Annotated in this window: 12 protein-coding genes; 5 read left to right on the forward strand and 7 right to left on the reverse strand. The window is 70.7% G+C overall.

What is annotated here, in order from left to right; all coding sequences use genetic code 11:
- Positions 1-14: 14 nt before the first annotated feature.
- Positions 15-524 carry a DUF3291 domain-containing protein gene (locus WMF26_RS43985; RefSeq protein ID WP_437997597.1) on the reverse strand — a complete coding sequence of 170 codons (510 nt, stop codon included), beginning with the start codon at positions 522-524 and terminating at the stop codon, positions 15-17.
- A 17-nt stretch (positions 525-541) separates the two neighbouring features.
- Positions 542-1,015 (reverse strand): MarR family winged helix-turn-helix transcriptional regulator, encoded by a 474-nt coding sequence (locus tag WMF26_RS43990; protein WP_437997598.1) that lies wholly within the window; start codon positions 1,013-1,015, stop codon positions 542-544.
- A gap of 194 nt (positions 1,016-1,209) precedes the next feature.
- Between WMF26_RS43990 and WMF26_RS43995 the strand changes: the two genes are divergently transcribed.
- The 4 genes from WMF26_RS43995 to WMF26_RS44010 all read left to right on the forward strand — a co-directional run bounded on the left by WMF26_RS43995 (position 1,210) and on the right by WMF26_RS44010 (position 6,622).
- Positions 1,210-2,376, forward strand: a complete 1,167-nt coding sequence (locus WMF26_RS43995) for a serine hydrolase domain-containing protein (protein WP_437997599.1) — start codon at positions 1,210-1,212, stop codon at positions 2,374-2,376.
- Between the two features lie 111 nt (positions 2,377-2,487).
- Entirely contained in the window at positions 2,488-4,875 is a 2,388-nt protein-coding gene (locus WMF26_RS44000) for a hypothetical protein (protein ID WP_437997600.1), read from the forward strand.
- Between the two features lie 151 nt (positions 4,876-5,026).
- Positions 5,027-5,788, forward strand: a complete 762-nt coding sequence (locus WMF26_RS44005; protein ID WP_437334032.1) for an SDR family oxidoreductase — start codon at positions 5,027-5,029, stop codon at positions 5,786-5,788.
- Between the two features lie 87 nt (positions 5,789-5,875).
- Entirely contained in the window at positions 5,876-6,622 is a 747-nt protein-coding gene (locus WMF26_RS44010) for a class I SAM-dependent methyltransferase (protein ID WP_437997601.1), read from the forward strand.
- A gap of 28 nt (positions 6,623-6,650) precedes the next feature.
- On the opposite strand, the gene WMF26_RS44015 is transcribed toward WMF26_RS44010, so the two are convergent.
- Entirely contained in the window at positions 6,651-7,124 is a 474-nt protein-coding gene (locus WMF26_RS44015) for a hypothetical protein (protein WP_437997602.1), read from the reverse strand.
- 80 nt (positions 7,125-7,204) lie between these two features.
- Complete coding sequence (locus tag WMF26_RS44020; RefSeq protein ID WP_129579746.1) at positions 7,205-7,765, reverse strand: NADPH-dependent FMN reductase; 561 nt, start codon at positions 7,763-7,765, stop codon at positions 7,205-7,207.
- A gap of 641 nt (positions 7,766-8,406) precedes the next feature.
- Here WMF26_RS44020 and WMF26_RS44025 point away from each other — a divergent pair.
- Positions 8,407-8,835 (forward strand): DUF6184 family natural product biosynthesis lipoprotein, encoded by a 429-nt coding sequence (locus tag WMF26_RS44025; RefSeq protein ID WP_129579747.1) that lies wholly within the window; start codon positions 8,407-8,409, stop codon positions 8,833-8,835.
- A gap of 172 nt (positions 8,836-9,007) precedes the next feature.
- Here the strand turns inward: WMF26_RS44025 and WMF26_RS44030 are convergent, their stop codons facing one another.
- The 3 genes from WMF26_RS44030 to WMF26_RS44040 all read right to left on the reverse strand — a co-directional run bounded on the left by WMF26_RS44030 (position 9,008) and on the right by WMF26_RS44040 (position 15,854).
- The gene (locus tag WMF26_RS44030; RefSeq protein WP_437952029.1) at positions 9,008-9,241 is read right to left on the reverse strand and encodes a hypothetical protein; all 234 of its coding nucleotides are present in this window, start codon (positions 9,239-9,241) and stop codon (positions 9,008-9,010) included.
- A gap of 78 nt (positions 9,242-9,319) precedes the next feature.
- Positions 9,320-12,592 (reverse strand): hypothetical protein, encoded by a 3,273-nt coding sequence (locus WMF26_RS44035; protein ID WP_437997603.1) that lies wholly within the window; start codon positions 12,590-12,592, stop codon positions 9,320-9,322.
- A 451-nt stretch (positions 12,593-13,043) separates the two neighbouring features.
- Positions 13,044-15,854 carry an outer membrane protein assembly factor BamB family protein gene (locus WMF26_RS44040; RefSeq protein ID WP_437997604.1) on the reverse strand — a complete coding sequence of 937 codons (2,811 nt, stop codon included), beginning with the start codon at positions 15,852-15,854 and terminating at the stop codon, positions 13,044-13,046.

Genomic DNA, 15,854 nt, shown 5'->3' on the forward strand with positions numbered 1-15,854 from the left:
CCGGCGCCGACGGCTCAGCCGGCCGGGCAGCGCGGCGCGTCGTCCGCGGGCGCGGGGACGGCGGCGTCCGGCGCGTCCGGCGCGGGGAACGGGCGGCGGAAGGTGAACGCGTGGGCCGTCGGGCCGTGCCGGCGCAGGTGGTCGAGCCGCTCCTCGGCCTCGGCGACGGTCGGGATGTGCCCGGCCGGGATCCACCACAGCACCGCGATCGCCTCCTTCATCGGGACGAACCATTCCCGGCGACGGCGCAGCACGGCGGCGTGCTCGGGATTGCGGAAGACGAAGTCGGACAGGGCCTCCGCCGATTCCCACACCGACATGTTCACGAGGATCCGGTCGTCGCCGAACGCCCGCACCGCGGTGGCGTCGCCGCCGTAGCCCTGCAGGCGCCACACGAACCCTGGCGCGGCGTCGGCCAGCGCGTTGACCGGGGCGAGCGCCGACACGAAGTCGGCCAGCCGCGCCGAGTCGAGCGGCTCGAGCGGCAAGGCGATGTTGACCTGAGCGAGGTGGTAGGAAGGCATCCGGGGAGGATACCTCGCTACGGCTGGCGGAGCCGCCGCGAGGACAGGAGCGCGAGGCCCCCGGTGCGCTCCGCGATGCGCTGGAGCGACGCGAGCAGCGCGGCGGCCTGCTCCTCGCCGAGCAGCGCCCGGAGCCGCCGGTTCACCGCGGCCCGCGCGGCGCGCCCCGCCTCGACCGCGGCCCACCCGCGGTCGGTGAGCTCGACGAGCCGGTTGCGCTGATCGTCCTCGGCGACGCGCCGGCGCACGTAGCCGAGCTCCTCCAGCTCCGCCACCGCCTTGGACGCCCCCTGCGCCGTGATGCCGAGCCGCTCCGCGAGCTCCCTCACCTTCACCGGGCCCGGGATGAGGTGCTGGAACACGTACCCGTGGCTCGGCCGGAGATCGCCGTGGCCGGCCCGCTCCACGCGGCGCATCACCTCGTCGCTGGTCGCGGCCGCGAGGGCGGCGAACAGCAGCACGAGGTCCTCGTCCGGCGGCGCAGGCTTCACGGCGGGAGGCTGTACCCCGCAACCAAGGTTGCGCAAATGGAGTTGACGGTCTCGGGCGGCGGTCCTATTCATCAACCAAGGTTGCGCAACTGAAGTTGTGTATCTCCGGGGTCGGCGCTCGGGATCGAGGGCCGGGCGGGATCGCCCGCGCGCCCCGCCCGTGCGGCTCCGAGGAAAGGAAGAAGGGACGAGCGATGCGCCTCGCGATCCAAGGCTCCTGCGACCCCGCGTTCGCGCCCGTGCGCGCGGCGTTCGCCTCGAATTTCGAGCGGTTCCCCGAGCTCGGGGCCGCCGTGAGCGTCGCCGTGCGCGGCCGCGTGGTGGTCGACCTCTGGGCCGGCTTCCGGGACGCGGCGAGGACCGCGCCGTGGGGAGGCGACACGATCGTGAACGTCTTCTCGGCGACGAAGGGCGCGGTCGCGCTGTGCGCCCACGCGCTGGCGGAGCGGCGCGCGCTCGACGTGGACGCGCCGGTCGCCGCCGCCTGGCCGGAGTTCGCCGCGGCCGGCAAGGAGCGCGTCCTCGTGGGCCAGCTGCTCGACCACAGCGCCGGCCTGCCCGCGCTCCGCGCCGAGCCGGCGGAGGGCGCGCTCTACGACTGGCGGGCGATGACCGCGGCCCTCGCCGCGGAGGCGCCGTTCTGGGAGCCGGGCGCCCGGCACGGCTATCACGCCGTCACCTTCGGCTTCCTCGTGGGCGAGGTGATCCGGCGCGCCAGCGGCCGGCGGGTGGGCGCGTTCCTCCGGGAGGCGGTCGCGGGGCCGCTCGACCTCGACTTCCGCATCGGCACCGGCGCCGAGCACGACGGGCGGATCGCCGAGGTGCCGCCGACGATCGCGGGCCCTTCGGGCCTGGGCGGCGCGTTCGCCGCGAGCTTCCGCGACCCGGCGTCGCTCACCTCGATGGCCTTCACCCGGCCGCGGGACCTCGTGTCGCCGGGCCTGGTCAACACCGCCCGCGCCCGGCGCGCGGAGATCCCGGCGCTGAACGGCCACGCGAACGCGCGCGCCCTCGCGCGGATGTACGGCGCGCTCGCGAACGGCGGGGCGCTCGCGGGCGCCGCGCGCGTGCTCTCGCCGGAGGGCGTCGAGGCCGCGCTCGCGGAGCGGTCGCGCGGCCCCGACGCCGTGCTCCTCGCGGAGAGCCGGTTCTCGCTCGGCTTCATGCTCCCGAGCGCGCTGCGCCCCTTCGGCCGCGGCCCGCGGACGTTCGGCCACCCTGGCGCGGGCGGCGCGCTCGGCTTCGCCGATCCCGACGCGGGGCTCGGCTTCGGCTACACCCCGAACCAGCCCATCGCGAGCGGCGAGGGCGGCGACCCGCGGTGGCCGGCGCTGATCGACGCGGCGTACGCCTGCCTCTGAGCCCCGCCGCGCCCCGGAACGATGAGGCCGCCCCGGGGTCAAGGCACGTCGCTGGGCGCTGGTTCGTCGATGAATGGCCCGGGGACCGGAGGCATCCATGAGGCCATGCGCATGAGACCCACAACGCTTGTCGCGGTATCGTTCGTCGCGCTCCTCGGCTGCTCCGACGCGGGGGGCGGCGACCCCGGCGGAGGCGGAGCTGCTCCTTCAGCAACCACGGGGACGGAGGGCAGCGGCGGCCACCAGGGCGGCTCCGGGGGCGAGGGCGGAGGAACTGGAGGCGGCTCCGGGGGCGAGGGCGGAGGAACTGGAGGCGGCCTCGGCGGCAACGGAGGGCTCGGCGGCAACGGAGGGCTCGGCGGCAACGGAGGGCTCGGCGGCAACGGCGGCGAAGGCGGCACCGGCGGCGAAGGCGGCACCGGCGGCACCGGCAGTACCGGCGGCACCGGCGGCACCGGCGGCGAAGGCGGCGGCGTCGGGGGCTCCGGCGGCGAAGGCGGCGGCGTCGGGGGCTCCGGCGGCGAAGGCGGCGGCGCCGCCTCCTTCGGGCCGTGCGGCACGTCATCCCTTTCGCTCGGCGCTCCGGAGGCATTTCTCGATCTCGGTCACGAGCGCCGCCTGGCCCGGCTCTTCGTCTCCGGAGGCCGCGTCCTGAGCTGGGATTACGAACGCTGGATCCTCTGGGATACGGACACCGGCGCCGCGATCACCGGCGGCCGCGCGCCGGGCGGCATCGACCCCGGCAACCCGCTGGCCGGAGAACCGGAGTCCGAGCTGCCGGGCGGCGTGGCCCTCCGCGGAGACGTCGTGCTGGTCCAGACGAACCCACAGCACGCCTTCGAGCTGCGCAGCGCGGTCGACGGCTCCCTCCTGGCCTCCGTGACCGCGGAGTACGACGACGCGGGGCTCGCGACCGACGGAAGCTACACCTGGACGCGCAACCTGTCCGCCAGGACCATCACCCTCTTTAGCACCGCGGGGGTCGAGCGCTGGTCCGCGGCGGTGAGCCACTATGGCGACGTCCACGCGGCGCCGGACGCGCTGCGCATCGGCCCGGGGATCGCCCCCCTGCAAAACAGCATCGCGGTGCTCCCCGCCGACGGCTCGCCTCCCACGGTCACCCCCGAATTCTCGGGCACATTCCACTCGTGGTTCCAGGACGGCGAGCGCTTCCTCACCACCGCCGGCACCACGGTGCGCGTGTACTCGAAGGCGGCGATCCAGGAGAGCATCGTCAACATGCCGTCGATCAAGTACCTCGCGGGGACGCGCGACTATTTCTGGTCGATCGTGGACGGCAGACCGGACGACCCGCTCGTGATCTATCGCGTCGGAGGCGGAGCCGTCCCCGTCGCCGAGTACCCTGAAAGGGCCGACTACCGCTACACGTTCGTGCCGACCGAGCGCGCGCTCGCCTTGCTTCACCAGGGAGAGCCGAGGCTCGATATCATCGATCTCGACGGCGCCGAGGTGAGCCTGAGCGAACACCCGCTGCCGCTGGCCAACAACCGCAGCGTCACCATCGACCAGGACCTGCGCTGGGCGGTCTCGAATGGGCTCGGCGCGATCGCGCACAAGGGCACCCTCACCGATCCGGAGGGCGCGGGGCTGCTCGGCTGCGGCGCGCTCAAGGCCGTCACGGGCTCTCCCTCGGGGCACGTGGCCCTCGCGACGGCTTCGGGGAAGACGTTGATCCATGATACGGCCGCGCTCGACGCCGGGCCCTCGGTGATCGCCCCGTTCCACAGCTCGAAGGTGCTGCTCTCGTCGGACGGCAGCCTGCTCGCGGCGCGCGCTGACATCGATTCGTATACGGAGGACCGATCGCTCCGGCTCTTCTCGCTGCCGGACGGCGCGGAGCTCGCCTCGCTCTCGCACGACAAGGTGGTTCAAGACTTCTCGATGTCGTTCGACGGCAGCACGGTCGGTCGCACCTACCTCATCGACGGCCGCATGACGGAGCGCGTCGTGAGCGACTGGTCGGGCGGCGCGCCGCTCTTCCAGGACACCGGGATCCTTCGGCCGGCGCCGCTCGTCTCCCCCGACGGTCACCACTTCGTCGTCACCGACGCCGTCCCCACGGAGGGCTGCGGGTTCACGCAGTTCTACGAGGACGGCGCGCTCGTCAACGCGGTGCCCGGCTGCGCGATCGGCTGGATCGACGACACCCGCGTGCTCGTCCAGACCTACGTTTTCAACAGCGACCGCATCCGCTGGGAGTACCAAGCCTCGACGATCTACGACGAGCTCGGCAATCCCGTCACCGCGCCGCCGCTGCCGAGGATCCCCATCCGCACCGACCTCAACTTTTCGTCCTCGTACAACGACTACGGGATCCAGCCGGTCTCGGCGACGTTGTTCTACTCGCGCGGCGACGGCGTCCTCTACGACATCGACACAGGGGCGGCGCTCGCGACCTTCCCGGCCTGGCGGAGCGCCCCTGCCGGCGCCTTCATGGTCTATCCGTGCGGCCACGGCGTGTGCGCGGAGACCTACTGAGCAGGCCGCGACGGCGGCGCGTGGATTCGATGGCAAGATCCGGAGCGCAGCCCGCCCCGGCGGTCGCTAGCTTCCCTCGTGACGCGGTCACGCGCGGCGCGATCCAGAGGGAGCGCCTGTGAGCGGACCGCCTCGCCAAAGGAGCAATTCCATGACCATGCGACTCGAGGGCAAGGTTTGCATCGTGACGGGCGCGAGCTCGGGGATCGGGCGGGCGACCGCCGTGGCGTTCGCGCGGGAGGGCGCGAAGGTCGTCGTCGCCGGCCGACGCCCCGCCGAGCTCGAGGCGACGGTGCAGGCCGCCGCCAGGGCAGGCGGGCAGGCGGTCGCGCGCGCCGCGGACGTCACCAAGGAGGATGACGTCCGGGCGCTCGTCGGCTTCGCCATGGAGAGGTTCGGTCGCCTCGACATCGGGTTCAACGCCGCGGGAGGGACCTTCAACGGCGCGCCGACCCACCAGCTCGACGTCGGCGACTTCCGCGCCTGGCTCGATAGCTACCTGGTGAGCGCGTTCCTGTCGACCAAGCACGAGGTCGCCGCGATGCTGCAGTCGGGCGGAGGCAGCGTGATCAACGTGGGCACCTTCGTCGGCCGCACGAAGGCGCTCCCCGGCACGGCGGGGTACGCCGCGGCGAAGACCGGACTCATCGGCCTCACGCGCACGGTCGCCGCCGAGTACGCGACGCAGGGCATCCGCGCCAACGTGCTCATCTCGGGCGGCGCCGACACCCCCATGTTCCGGCTCTGGAACGACACCGACGAGAAGCGCGCCTTCGCGGCCCAGCTCCATGCCATGAAGCGCGTCGCGTCCCCCGACGAGATCGCCAGCGCGGCCGTGTTCCTGGCGAGCGCGGACGCGTCGTTCGTCACCGGGACCGCGCTGGACGTCGAAGGGGGCGTGTCGCTCGGGTAGCTCTCCTGCTCCCCTTCTGCTCACGAGGGCGCCTGGCCCCCTCCGCGCAGCGTTCGTGATACAACGCCAGCGAGAGGACCGAAGGCCATGAGCGCGCTCTACGATCGCATCGGCACGTGCTATTCCGCCACGCGAAGGACGGATCCCCGTATCGAGGCGCTGATCAAGGACGCCCTTGGCGATGCCCGCTCGGTGGTCAACGTCGGCGCGGGCACGGGCGCGTACGAGCCGACCGATCGAGAGGTGCTCGCCGTCGAGCCCTCGGCGACCATGATCGCGCAGCGGCGGCGCGGCTCGGCGCCAGCCGTCCAGGCCAGGGCCGAGAGCCTCCCCCTGCCCGACCAGAGCTTCGACGCCGCCCTGGCCGTCAACACGCTACATCACTGGACCGACCTGCGGGCAGGCCTGCGCGAGCTCCGCAGGGTCGCGCGCAAGCGAATCGTCATCTTCATGCGCGACCCGAGGAGCGGTCGACCTTTCTGGCTGACCGAGGAGTACCTCCCCTCGCTCGACCCGTCACGCAAGTACTCCGCCATCGCCGACGCGATCCGAGAGGAGCTCCCGTCCGTCAAGGCGCTGCCCTTCGCGTTGCCTCGCGATTGCGCCGACGGTTTGTTCGTCGCGTACTGGGGGCGGCCCGAGATGTACCTGGACGGCGAGGTCCGGCGGAACATCTCGAATTTCGCGCTCGCGGAGGGGAACACCGTGGAGGAAGGGCTCGCGCTCTTGAGGGCGGACCTCGCGTCAGGGGAATGGGACCGCAAGCATGGAGAGCTGCGACGGCTGGAGTCGCTCGACCTGGGTCACCGCGCGCTGGTCGCCGAGCTGGCGTGACGCACCACCCGGGCGGAGAGCGCTCCGCTCACCTCGACTCCGACGGGCGCCCGCCGCCCGTCAGCCGTCGTGCCATCCACGAGAGCAGCAGCACGCCCGCGGCGTCGGCCGCGAAGTCGGCGACCGACGAGGTCCGGCGCGGCGACAATCCCTGCGCGAGCTCCTCCAGGCCGGCGCCGGCGAGCACGAGCGCCGGTCCGAGGCGCGGGAACGAAACCCCGCGACGGATCGGGCGCTGGCCGAGCGCCCCGTCGACGCAGACCGCGAGCAGGCCGAAGCCCAGCGCGTGTCCGACGAGGTCGGCGTGCGGAAACGAGGGGTGCGAGGTGGGGAGCAGGCCCAGGTAGGCGCCCGCGGAGGCGGCGGCGACCAGCGCGAGCTGGGCGCAGAGCAGGAGACGAAACTGGCTGATCCGTGCGGCGGTCATGTGCACGGCGTAACGGCGGAGCGCGCGCGGGCAATCCGAGGCGAGCAGGCTCCACGAGAATTCCTCGAGCGCCACGGCTACGCCACATCCACTCCACGCCCGCTCCTCGCCGAGGAGGCTCACCCGCCGGCTGGCGCTCCGCGAGCGCGTGTCGCTCACTTGTTGCGGAGGGTCTTCAGCGCACCGGCCCACGCGAGCAGCTGGTCGAGCAGGGTTCCGACGGACGCCTCGTGGCGGGAGCGGGGCTTGAACACGCTGAAATTTTCGAAGTCGTCGTACAGCGAGAGCGTGACCTGCGCGCGCACGTCCGCGACCTGAAGCTCGGCCATCACCAGCCGGAGGTGCTCGACGGCGCGGACGCCCCCCGCGCTGCCGTAGCTCACGAAGCCGGCCGCCTTGTTGTTCCACTCCTTGTACAGGTAATCGATCGCGTTCTTGAGCGCGCCCGAGGTGCCGTGGTTGTACTCCGGCGTGACGAACACGAAGGCGTCGAACGCGTCGATCTTCGCCGCCCACGCCTTGGTGTGCGGCTTTGTGTACTGTCCCATCGACGGCGGCGCAGGCTCGTCGAGCAGCGGCAGATCGAAATCCTTGATATCGACGAGCTCGTAATCGGCGCCGCCCTTCTTCGTCGCCACGCCGTGCACCCACTTCGCGACGGCCTCGCCGTTCCGGCCCGGCCGCGTGCTCCCGAGGATGATCGCCACCTTCAGCATGTCTCCGCTCCTGTCAATGGCCCCTCTCCGGTCGCCCCAGCGGGCGGCGTGATGCTCATTCCCACGACACCCCGGCGGAGAGAAGGGACCTTCGACGTTACTGCCAGATCGACGCTGCCACCAGCCAGGTCTCGCGCGTTCGCGCGAATGCACGCCCGGTAGCGCCCACGCGTCGCGCAGGCCGGCCGGAGCGTGGCCGCCGCAGCAGCGGCGCTGGCGAGCTCGAGCGCGTCACGGCGTGCTCGGCGATGAAACGGCAGCCTCGGCGCTAGAGCCAGCGCCATAGGCTCGAGGATCAGGCCGAGCGCTGAGCGCAGCGCGAGCACAGCGAGCGGCCAGGTGGCAAGCGCGGAGAATGCAGGAAGCCCCGGCAAGGGCCGGCCGCCTGCTGCGAGCGCGCACGCAGCGTCGCAATCTGCCACACGCGTGCGCCTGGCGCATGGCGGCGCGCCGCAGCGGACACGCGCGATCCTCGGCGCAGAGCGCCTCCGAGCGGCCGCGGACGCGACGGAAGGCGACTGGCACGGACGGTGCTTGAGCGGGTTGTACATGATAGCGGGCCCGCGGCGCATAACCGCGAAGCGGGCTACGCGTGAGGCCGCCATCCGACATTCTGGCGAGCCGCGAGAGAGGAAACAACGATGCAAAAGTGTCTCTGGGTTTCTTTGGCGACGACGATCGTCCTGGTTGGAGCCGCGGGCTGTGACGACGCCGCGGACACGGTGAACGACGTGCTGCCCGGCGAGGAGTCGCGCGAGGCGCGCATCACCCAGATCGCCGAGGCGGCGTGCGACCGGTACGCCGACACCGAGGCGGGCTGCCCTGGTTACGGCACCGGGGACGACCAGACCTATGAAACGGAAGAGGACTGCCAGCGCGATTTCGAGGACCGCGCGGCCGAGCTGTGGCCCGCGAGCGAGTGCGGCTCGGGGCAGATCAACGATAGCCGCTACGATGTGTGCGAAGAGCGCGCCAAGGCGGTCGCCTGCTCGCAGGGCGTCTTCGACGCGATCGCCGCGCTGGACGAGTGCAGCGCCGAGAGCGTGTGCACGGATCCCGCGGACAAGTGACCCCTCTCGGCGGGCTGCTCGACCGGCAGCCCGCCGAGTAGGTCCCCGAACGGGTTGAAGCCCCGAGAAGATGAACCGCATAGGCACAGAGGAACAACAAAATACCCTTGTGCCCTCTGTGCCTATGCGGTTCAGTCCCTTCATTCTCGGGCGTTTCAAGCGGAGCGGCGCCCTAGGGTCGCGCGTTCGCTCGTCGTGCCCGAGCCACGGCTGCGCCGATCGCCGCGCCGATCGCCGCACCGAGCAGCAAGCCTAGCCGGCCTGTCGCCTCGTAGCCCCGAAGGCCCTGGAACTCGAACCCGCTCGCGAAGTTGCCCCCGAAGAGCGCCCCCAGCAGCAGCCCCAAGGGCGCCCCCGCCGCGGCCCCGACCGCGGCGCCGATCACCAGCCGAACGACATCCCTCATGGCGGCGAGCCTAGCCGCATTCCCGCGGCGGCGCCACGCGGCGCGGTCACAGGGAGCCCGGAGCTGTGGCGAGCCTCCTCAGGGATTCAGCGTGGCGACGAACACATCGCGAGGCGCTGTGGAGGGGCCAGGACCGGTGTCCATCGACGGGTAGATGTAACCGGCGATTGCAAGTGTGCCATTCGGAGAGACAACCATGTCCGCCGCGCCGGCTTGATAACCCGTGGGGATGTGGAAGCTGGCGGACCAGAGCGTGGTCCCGCTGTCGTCGAGCTTGGCAACCGTCGAGCCCCCGTTGACGAATACTCCACCAGCAGGATCCAGGGTTAGCCCCGTGGAGGGAATCGTGCTGGTGGAGATGACCTCCCCTGCGGCATCCAGCTTGACCAGCACGCTGAACAGCTCGTCGCCAGATCCTAGCGCGCCACCGCCGAAATCGACGGTGCCATCCACGACGCCCGTCACCAGGATCTCGCCCGCGGCGTTGACCGCCACCGAGTCGGCCCATGCAAAGGGGGAATCGTGATGCGTCGAGGGGAACTCCCGTCGCCAGAGCAGAGCGCCTGTCGGCGACAGCTTGGTGACGCAGAAATCCTCACCGGGGTCGAAGACAAAATTCTCGTCCGGGTTCGCCACGAGCACGTTGCCGTCGCTGTCGACCGCGAGCCCGCCCAACCCTCTGCCGTATCCTGGCACACTGCGCATCCAGAGGGGTTCCGGCACTCCGGCGCTCACCTTCGCCACGTTATGGGACGCAGCCACAGCTTCATTGCCAGCAGTCGTGTAGAGGACGAACACATCGCCGGCGCCATCGACGGCGATGTCCTCCACAGTGTATAAATAGAATCCCCTCATCCGCCAGCCGCTGCTCCAGACGTGGTTGCCCTCGGGGTCGAACTTGACCAGGAAAAGCCAGGGAGAATCATAGTCGGCAGGCGGGATGGAACCCCCACCGAAATCCGGACCGTCATCATACAACCACGGAGAATTCCCTCCATAAGTTCCGGCAAAGTAGATATTTCCGCTTTCGTCGACGGCCAGGATGGCGGACACCTCGTCGTACTTGGTCCCGAAGCGCTTGCTCCAGATCACCGAACCGGAGGGGTCGAGTTTGAGGAGGAAGACGTCGGATCCCCCTGCGCTCGTGAGAGGGCCGGCGCCGAAGTCCACCGTCCCTGCGAAGTCGCCGGAGACGTAGTAGTTGCCCCACGGGTCGCTCACGATGGAGTTGGCGCGTTCGTCGCCGGGGCCGCCGTATGCCCGCGCCCACGGCGGGAGGTGGGGGCACTGGGGATCGCCGTCGCAGTCCTCGTCCACCGGGCTGGCGCAGATCTCTGCGGCCGGCGCCACCGCACCTGTGCACGGGCCATAGCCGAGCCCATCGGGGCGACACGTCTGCGTCCCGGTGGTGCACGGCCCGATGCCCGCGGTCCCGGTGGGGCCCGTGTAGCAGGTGAGCACCGTGCCCGGCACGCACGTGCCTGGCGTGCCGCCGCCCTCGCCGCCGCTGCCGCCGACGCCGCTGCTGGCCGCGCCGCTGCCCCCCTCGCCGCCGCTGCCACCGCCGCCGCTGCCACCGCCGCCGCCGCCGCCGCTCCCTCCGCCGCCCTCGCCGCCGTCGTCGAAAGGATGATGCGTGGCGACGAAGATGTCGCTGCCCGCCGCGTAGGCGATCGGACCCGTCCCGAAGTCCACCGGCGCAAGCACGCGCCCGGTGGCTGCGATCGTGCCATTCGGAGCGAGGGCGATGTCCTCGAAGATCGCATCGACGTCGATCGACCACGTCTCCGTCCCGCTCGCGTCGAGCCCGGCCAGGCCACCCCCGGCGATGACGATGCCGCCGGCCGGGTGCAAGGCGATGTCGTCGCCGAAGCGAACCGAGCGGCTGAAGAGATGCTGGCCCGCAGCATCCACCTTCATGAGCATCGGCCCACGAGGGAGCACGCCGCCGCCGAAATCGATGGTTCCGTCCGTGAAGCCCGTCATGAAGATCTCGTCCGCCGCGTTCACCGCCACCGCCGCGTTCACCGCCACCGAGGAGGCCGGGCCATCGTAGGATTCGGGGTAGAACTCTCGTCCCCACAACCGACCATTAGGTGCATACTTGGACAGGATGAAGTAGGACGGTCCTCCACCCACCACAATCGCATTTCCTGATCCATCGATAGCGATATCCGCTCCCGTGCCGCTGTCGGCATACGGAATGACGAATTCTTGCCAGGTGAGGGAGTTTCCGGCGTGCAACCTCGTGATATACAGTATACCGTCTCCAGAGAGCACGTACCCAGTGCCGGATCCATCGAGGGCGACTCGCTTGACCTCCCTGTGGTACAACGGATGACCCGGAAAGCCCTTGCTCCGGATGTGGTTGCCCTCGAGGTCGAGCCTGGCCACGAAGAGCGTGGACCGTTCGGCGGGCGCGAGGGGGCCCCCGCCAAAGTCGGGGCCTGGCACGGGAGCGTGGGCTGGACCAGCGTTATAGAATCCGGCGACGAAGATGCTTCCGCCATCGCCCATGGCCACGGTGACGCTCTCATCGTCGTACTCGGCACCGAAGCGCCTGCTCCAGATCACCGAGCCGGAGGGGTCGAGCTTGAGGACGAAGACGTCGGATCCCCCTGCGCTCGTGAGAGGGCCGGCGCCGAAGTCCACCGTCCCTTCGAAGGCGCCGGAGACGTAGTAGTTGCCCGACACGTCGCTCACGATGGACAGGCCGCTGTCGTCGCCGGCGCCGCCGTATCCTCGCGCCCACGGCGCGAGGCGGGGGCACCGGGGCTCGCCGTCGCAGTTCTCGTCCACCGGCGTGGCGCAGATCTCTGCGGCAGGCGCCACCGCACCTGCACACGGGCCGTAGCCGAGCCCATCGGCGCGGCACGTCTGCGTCCCGGTGACGCACGGCCCGATGCCGATGGTCGCGGTGGGGCCCGTGTAGCAGGTGAGCACCGTGCCCGGCACGCACGTGCCTGGCGTGCCTGACGCGCCGCCCTCGCCGCCGCTGCCGCCGGCGCCGCTGCCGACGACGCCGCCCTCGCCGCCGGCGCCGCTGCCGACGACGCCGCCCTCGCCGCCGCTGCCCCCCTCGCCGCCGCTGGCGCCGCTGCCCCCGCCGCCGCTGCTGGCCACGCCGCTGCCCCCCTCGCCGCCGCTGGCGCCGCTGCCCCCGCCGCCGCTGCCCCCGCCGCCGCTGCCGCCCTCGCCGCCGCTGGCCAGCCCGCTGCCCCCGGCGCCGCCGCCGCCGCCGTGAGCGCTGGTCGTGGCACCGCTGTCCGCTCCGCCGTCGCCGTCACCATCCGTGCCCCCGCGCACGACGAGATCGCACGCCGTGGCCACGAGGACAGCTGCGATGGCCAAGGCGGCCGTCCCACCCCGGCTCGCGCTATATCGCGCTGAAGCAACAGACGCGGCGTCTCTGGTCATGGCGGCTTCGTTGCCCGGCGCGGTCGAAATATTCACGTACCGCGACGGGCCCCCGAGCAGCGCCGAGGCGATGGCCCGATGGCTGGACAGATTGCGTCGGCGCTCGAAACCGACCCGGTCGAGGCCGCCTCAGCCGCCAGGATCGCTCAGCTCCTGGTCGGACCCCGGCGAGCGACACCGCATGATCATGTGGATCTCGTTGCCCTTCTCGTCGTGCCACACCTCGTCCATGAAGGCGCGGATCCGCATCAGACCGCGGCCGCTCGGAGGGCGCCTTCGTCACGGGTGCCAACCTGACGATCGACGGCGGCGCCTCCGCCTGAGCGGCGGCGGGAAGCCGCGCGCTCCGGAAGCGTTGGACCGCAGCCGCGAGCCCCCGATCTCTTCAGGGATTCAACGTGGAGACGAAGACACCGCGACGCGCCGTGGAGGGGCCCGGGCCGGTGTCCATCGACGGGTAGGTGGTACCGGCGATTGCGATCGTGCCACTCGGAGAGACAACCATGTCCGCCGCGCCGCCTCGATAACCCGTGGGGATGGGGAAGTTGCCGGACCAGAGCGTGGTCCCGCTGTCGTCGAGCTTGGCGACCGACGAGCCGAAGGTGACGAACATTCCACCAGAAGGATCTAGGGTTATCTGCCCGGGGTAGGGAGTCGTGCGGGTGGAGATGACGTCCCCTGCGGCGTCCAGCTTGACCAGCACGCTGAACAGCTCGTCGCCAGATCCTAGCGCACCACCGCCGAAATCGACGGTGCCATCCACGCCGGCCATCACCAGGACCTCGCCCGCGGCGTTGACCGCCACCGAGAAGGCCGCGGCGATGGGGTTCTCGAGCTCCTTGGATGGGAACTGCCGCCACCAGAGCGTAGCGCCTGTCGGCGAGAACTTGGCGACGTTGAACGCCGTAGTGAGTCTATCAAAAGCAGCCCTTTCGTCGCCTGCCACGAGCAAGTTGCCGTCGCTGTCGACCGCGATGTCTGCCGACCCGTCGTCGCATCCTGGCACACCGTACCTCTGGACGACGGCCGCCCCTCCGGCGCTCACCTTCGCCACGGCACAGCCTTGAGCGTACATGTAGAGGACGAACACATCACCGACGCCATCGATGATGATCTCCCCCACGCCCACAAACTCGCGCTCCATCTGCAAGCCATTGCTCCAGATGTGGTTGCCCTCGGCATCGAGCTTGACCAAGAAGAGCGCGTCAGAATATTCGGCGGGTGGGATGGGACCCCCACCAAAATCTGGACTGGAAAGGTAGACCGGATGGCCGTCATAGAGGCCGGCAAAGTAGATGTTTCCGCTTCCGTCGACGGTCAGGGTGGCGTACCGATCGTCGTACTCGGACCCGAAGCGCCTGCTCCAGATCACCGAGCCGGAGGGGTCGAGCTTGAGGAGGAAGACGTCGGAGCCCCCTGCGCTCGTGAGAGGGCCGGCGCCGAAGTCCACCGTCCCTGCGAAGTCGCCGGAGACGTAGTAGTTGCCCCACGCGTCGCTCACGATGGACGTGGCGTACACGTCGCCGGGGAAGCCGTATGCCCGCGCCCACGGCGCGAGGCGACGGCACTGGGGATCGCCATCGCAGTCCTCGTCCACCGGGCTGGCGCAGATCTCTGCGGCCGGCGCCACAGCGCCCGTACATGGGCCATAGCCGAGCCCATCGGAGCGACACGTCTGCGTCCCGGTGGTGCACGGCCCGATGCCCACGGTCCCGGTGGGGCCCGTGTAGCAGGTGAGCACCGTGCCCGGCACGCACGTGCCTGGCGCGCCGCCGCCCTCGCCGCCGCCGCTGCTGGCCGCGCCGCTGCCGCCCTCGCCGCCGCTGCCGCCCTCGCCGCCGCTCCCCCCGCCGCCCTCGTCCAAGGGATTGAACGTGGCGACGAAGATGTCGCTGCCCGCCGCGTACGCGATCGGACCCGTCCCGAAGTCCACCGGCGCGAGCACGCGCCCGGTGGCTGCAATCGTGCCATTCGGAGCAACGGCGATGTCCCCGAAGATCGCATCGACGTCGCTCGTCCACGTCTCCGTCCCGCTCGCGTCAAGCCCGGCCAGGTCCCCCCCGGCGATGACCATGCCGCCGGCTGGGTCCAGGGCGATCTTGCCGCCGGAGCGGACCGGGCGGCTGAAGAGATGCTGGCCTTCAGGATCCAGCTTCACGAGCATGGGCCCACGAGGGAGCACGCCGCCGCCGAAATCGAGGGTTCCGTCCGTGAAGCCCGTCACGAAGATCTCGTCCGCCGCGTTGACCGCCACCGAGGAGACCGATTTCTCGGCGGACTCGTCGAGCGAGCTTTGCACGAGCGATCGCTGCCACAACTCAATACCATCAGGATCAATCTTGGAGATAATGAGATGATACGGCGGAGGGAAACTGGTCGAGTCTATCGCGCTCACCAGGATCGCGTTTCCTGCGCTATCGATCGCGAGATCTGCTCCCGCGATATCGAGGCGGATCCCTCCAGGCATAGTCATCCAGGTGGGGGTTCCGGCGAGCAACCTGGAGAGATACACCACACCGACCTCTCCAGAAAGCAAGTACCCATTTCCGTCGCCATCGACGGCAGCTCCCTTGATCTTCCTGCCGAACCACAGATGATAAGATCCCCTGCTCCGGATGTGATTACCCTCAGGGTCGAGCTTGGCCGCGAAGAGCGCGGCCCCTTCGGTGGGCGGGAGGGGACCCCCTCCAAAATCTGGGCCCGGCACGGAAGCGTGGGCTGGACCATCATTATAGGCTCCGACAAGGAAGATGTTTCCGCCCTCGTCGAGGGCCACGGTAGCGCTCTCATCGTCGTACTCGGCCCCGAAGCGCCTGCTCCAGATCACCGAGCCGGAGGGGTCGAGCTTGAGGACGAAGACGTCGGAGCCCCCTGCGCTGGTGAGAGGGCCGGCGCCGAAGTCCACCGTCCCCTCGAAGGCGCCGGAGACGTAGTAGTTGCCCGACGCGTCGCTCACGATGGACACGCCGTTGTCGTCGCCGGGGCCGCCGTATCCTCGCGCCCACGGCGCGAGGCGGGGGCACCGAGGCTCGCCGTCGCAGCTCTCGTCCACCGGCGTGGCGCAGATCTCTGCGGCCGGCGCCACCGCGCCGTCACACGGGCCATAGCCGAGCCCATCGGAGCGACACGTCTGCGTCCCGGTGGTGCACGGCCCGATGCCGACGGTCCCGGTGGCGCCCGTGTAGCAGGTGAGCAC

The sequence above is a fragment of the Sorangium sp. So ce185 genome (assembly GCF_051526825.1).
Taxonomy (GTDB): Bacteria; Myxococcota_A; Polyangia; order Polyangiales; family Polyangiaceae; genus Sorangium; species Sorangium cellulosum_D.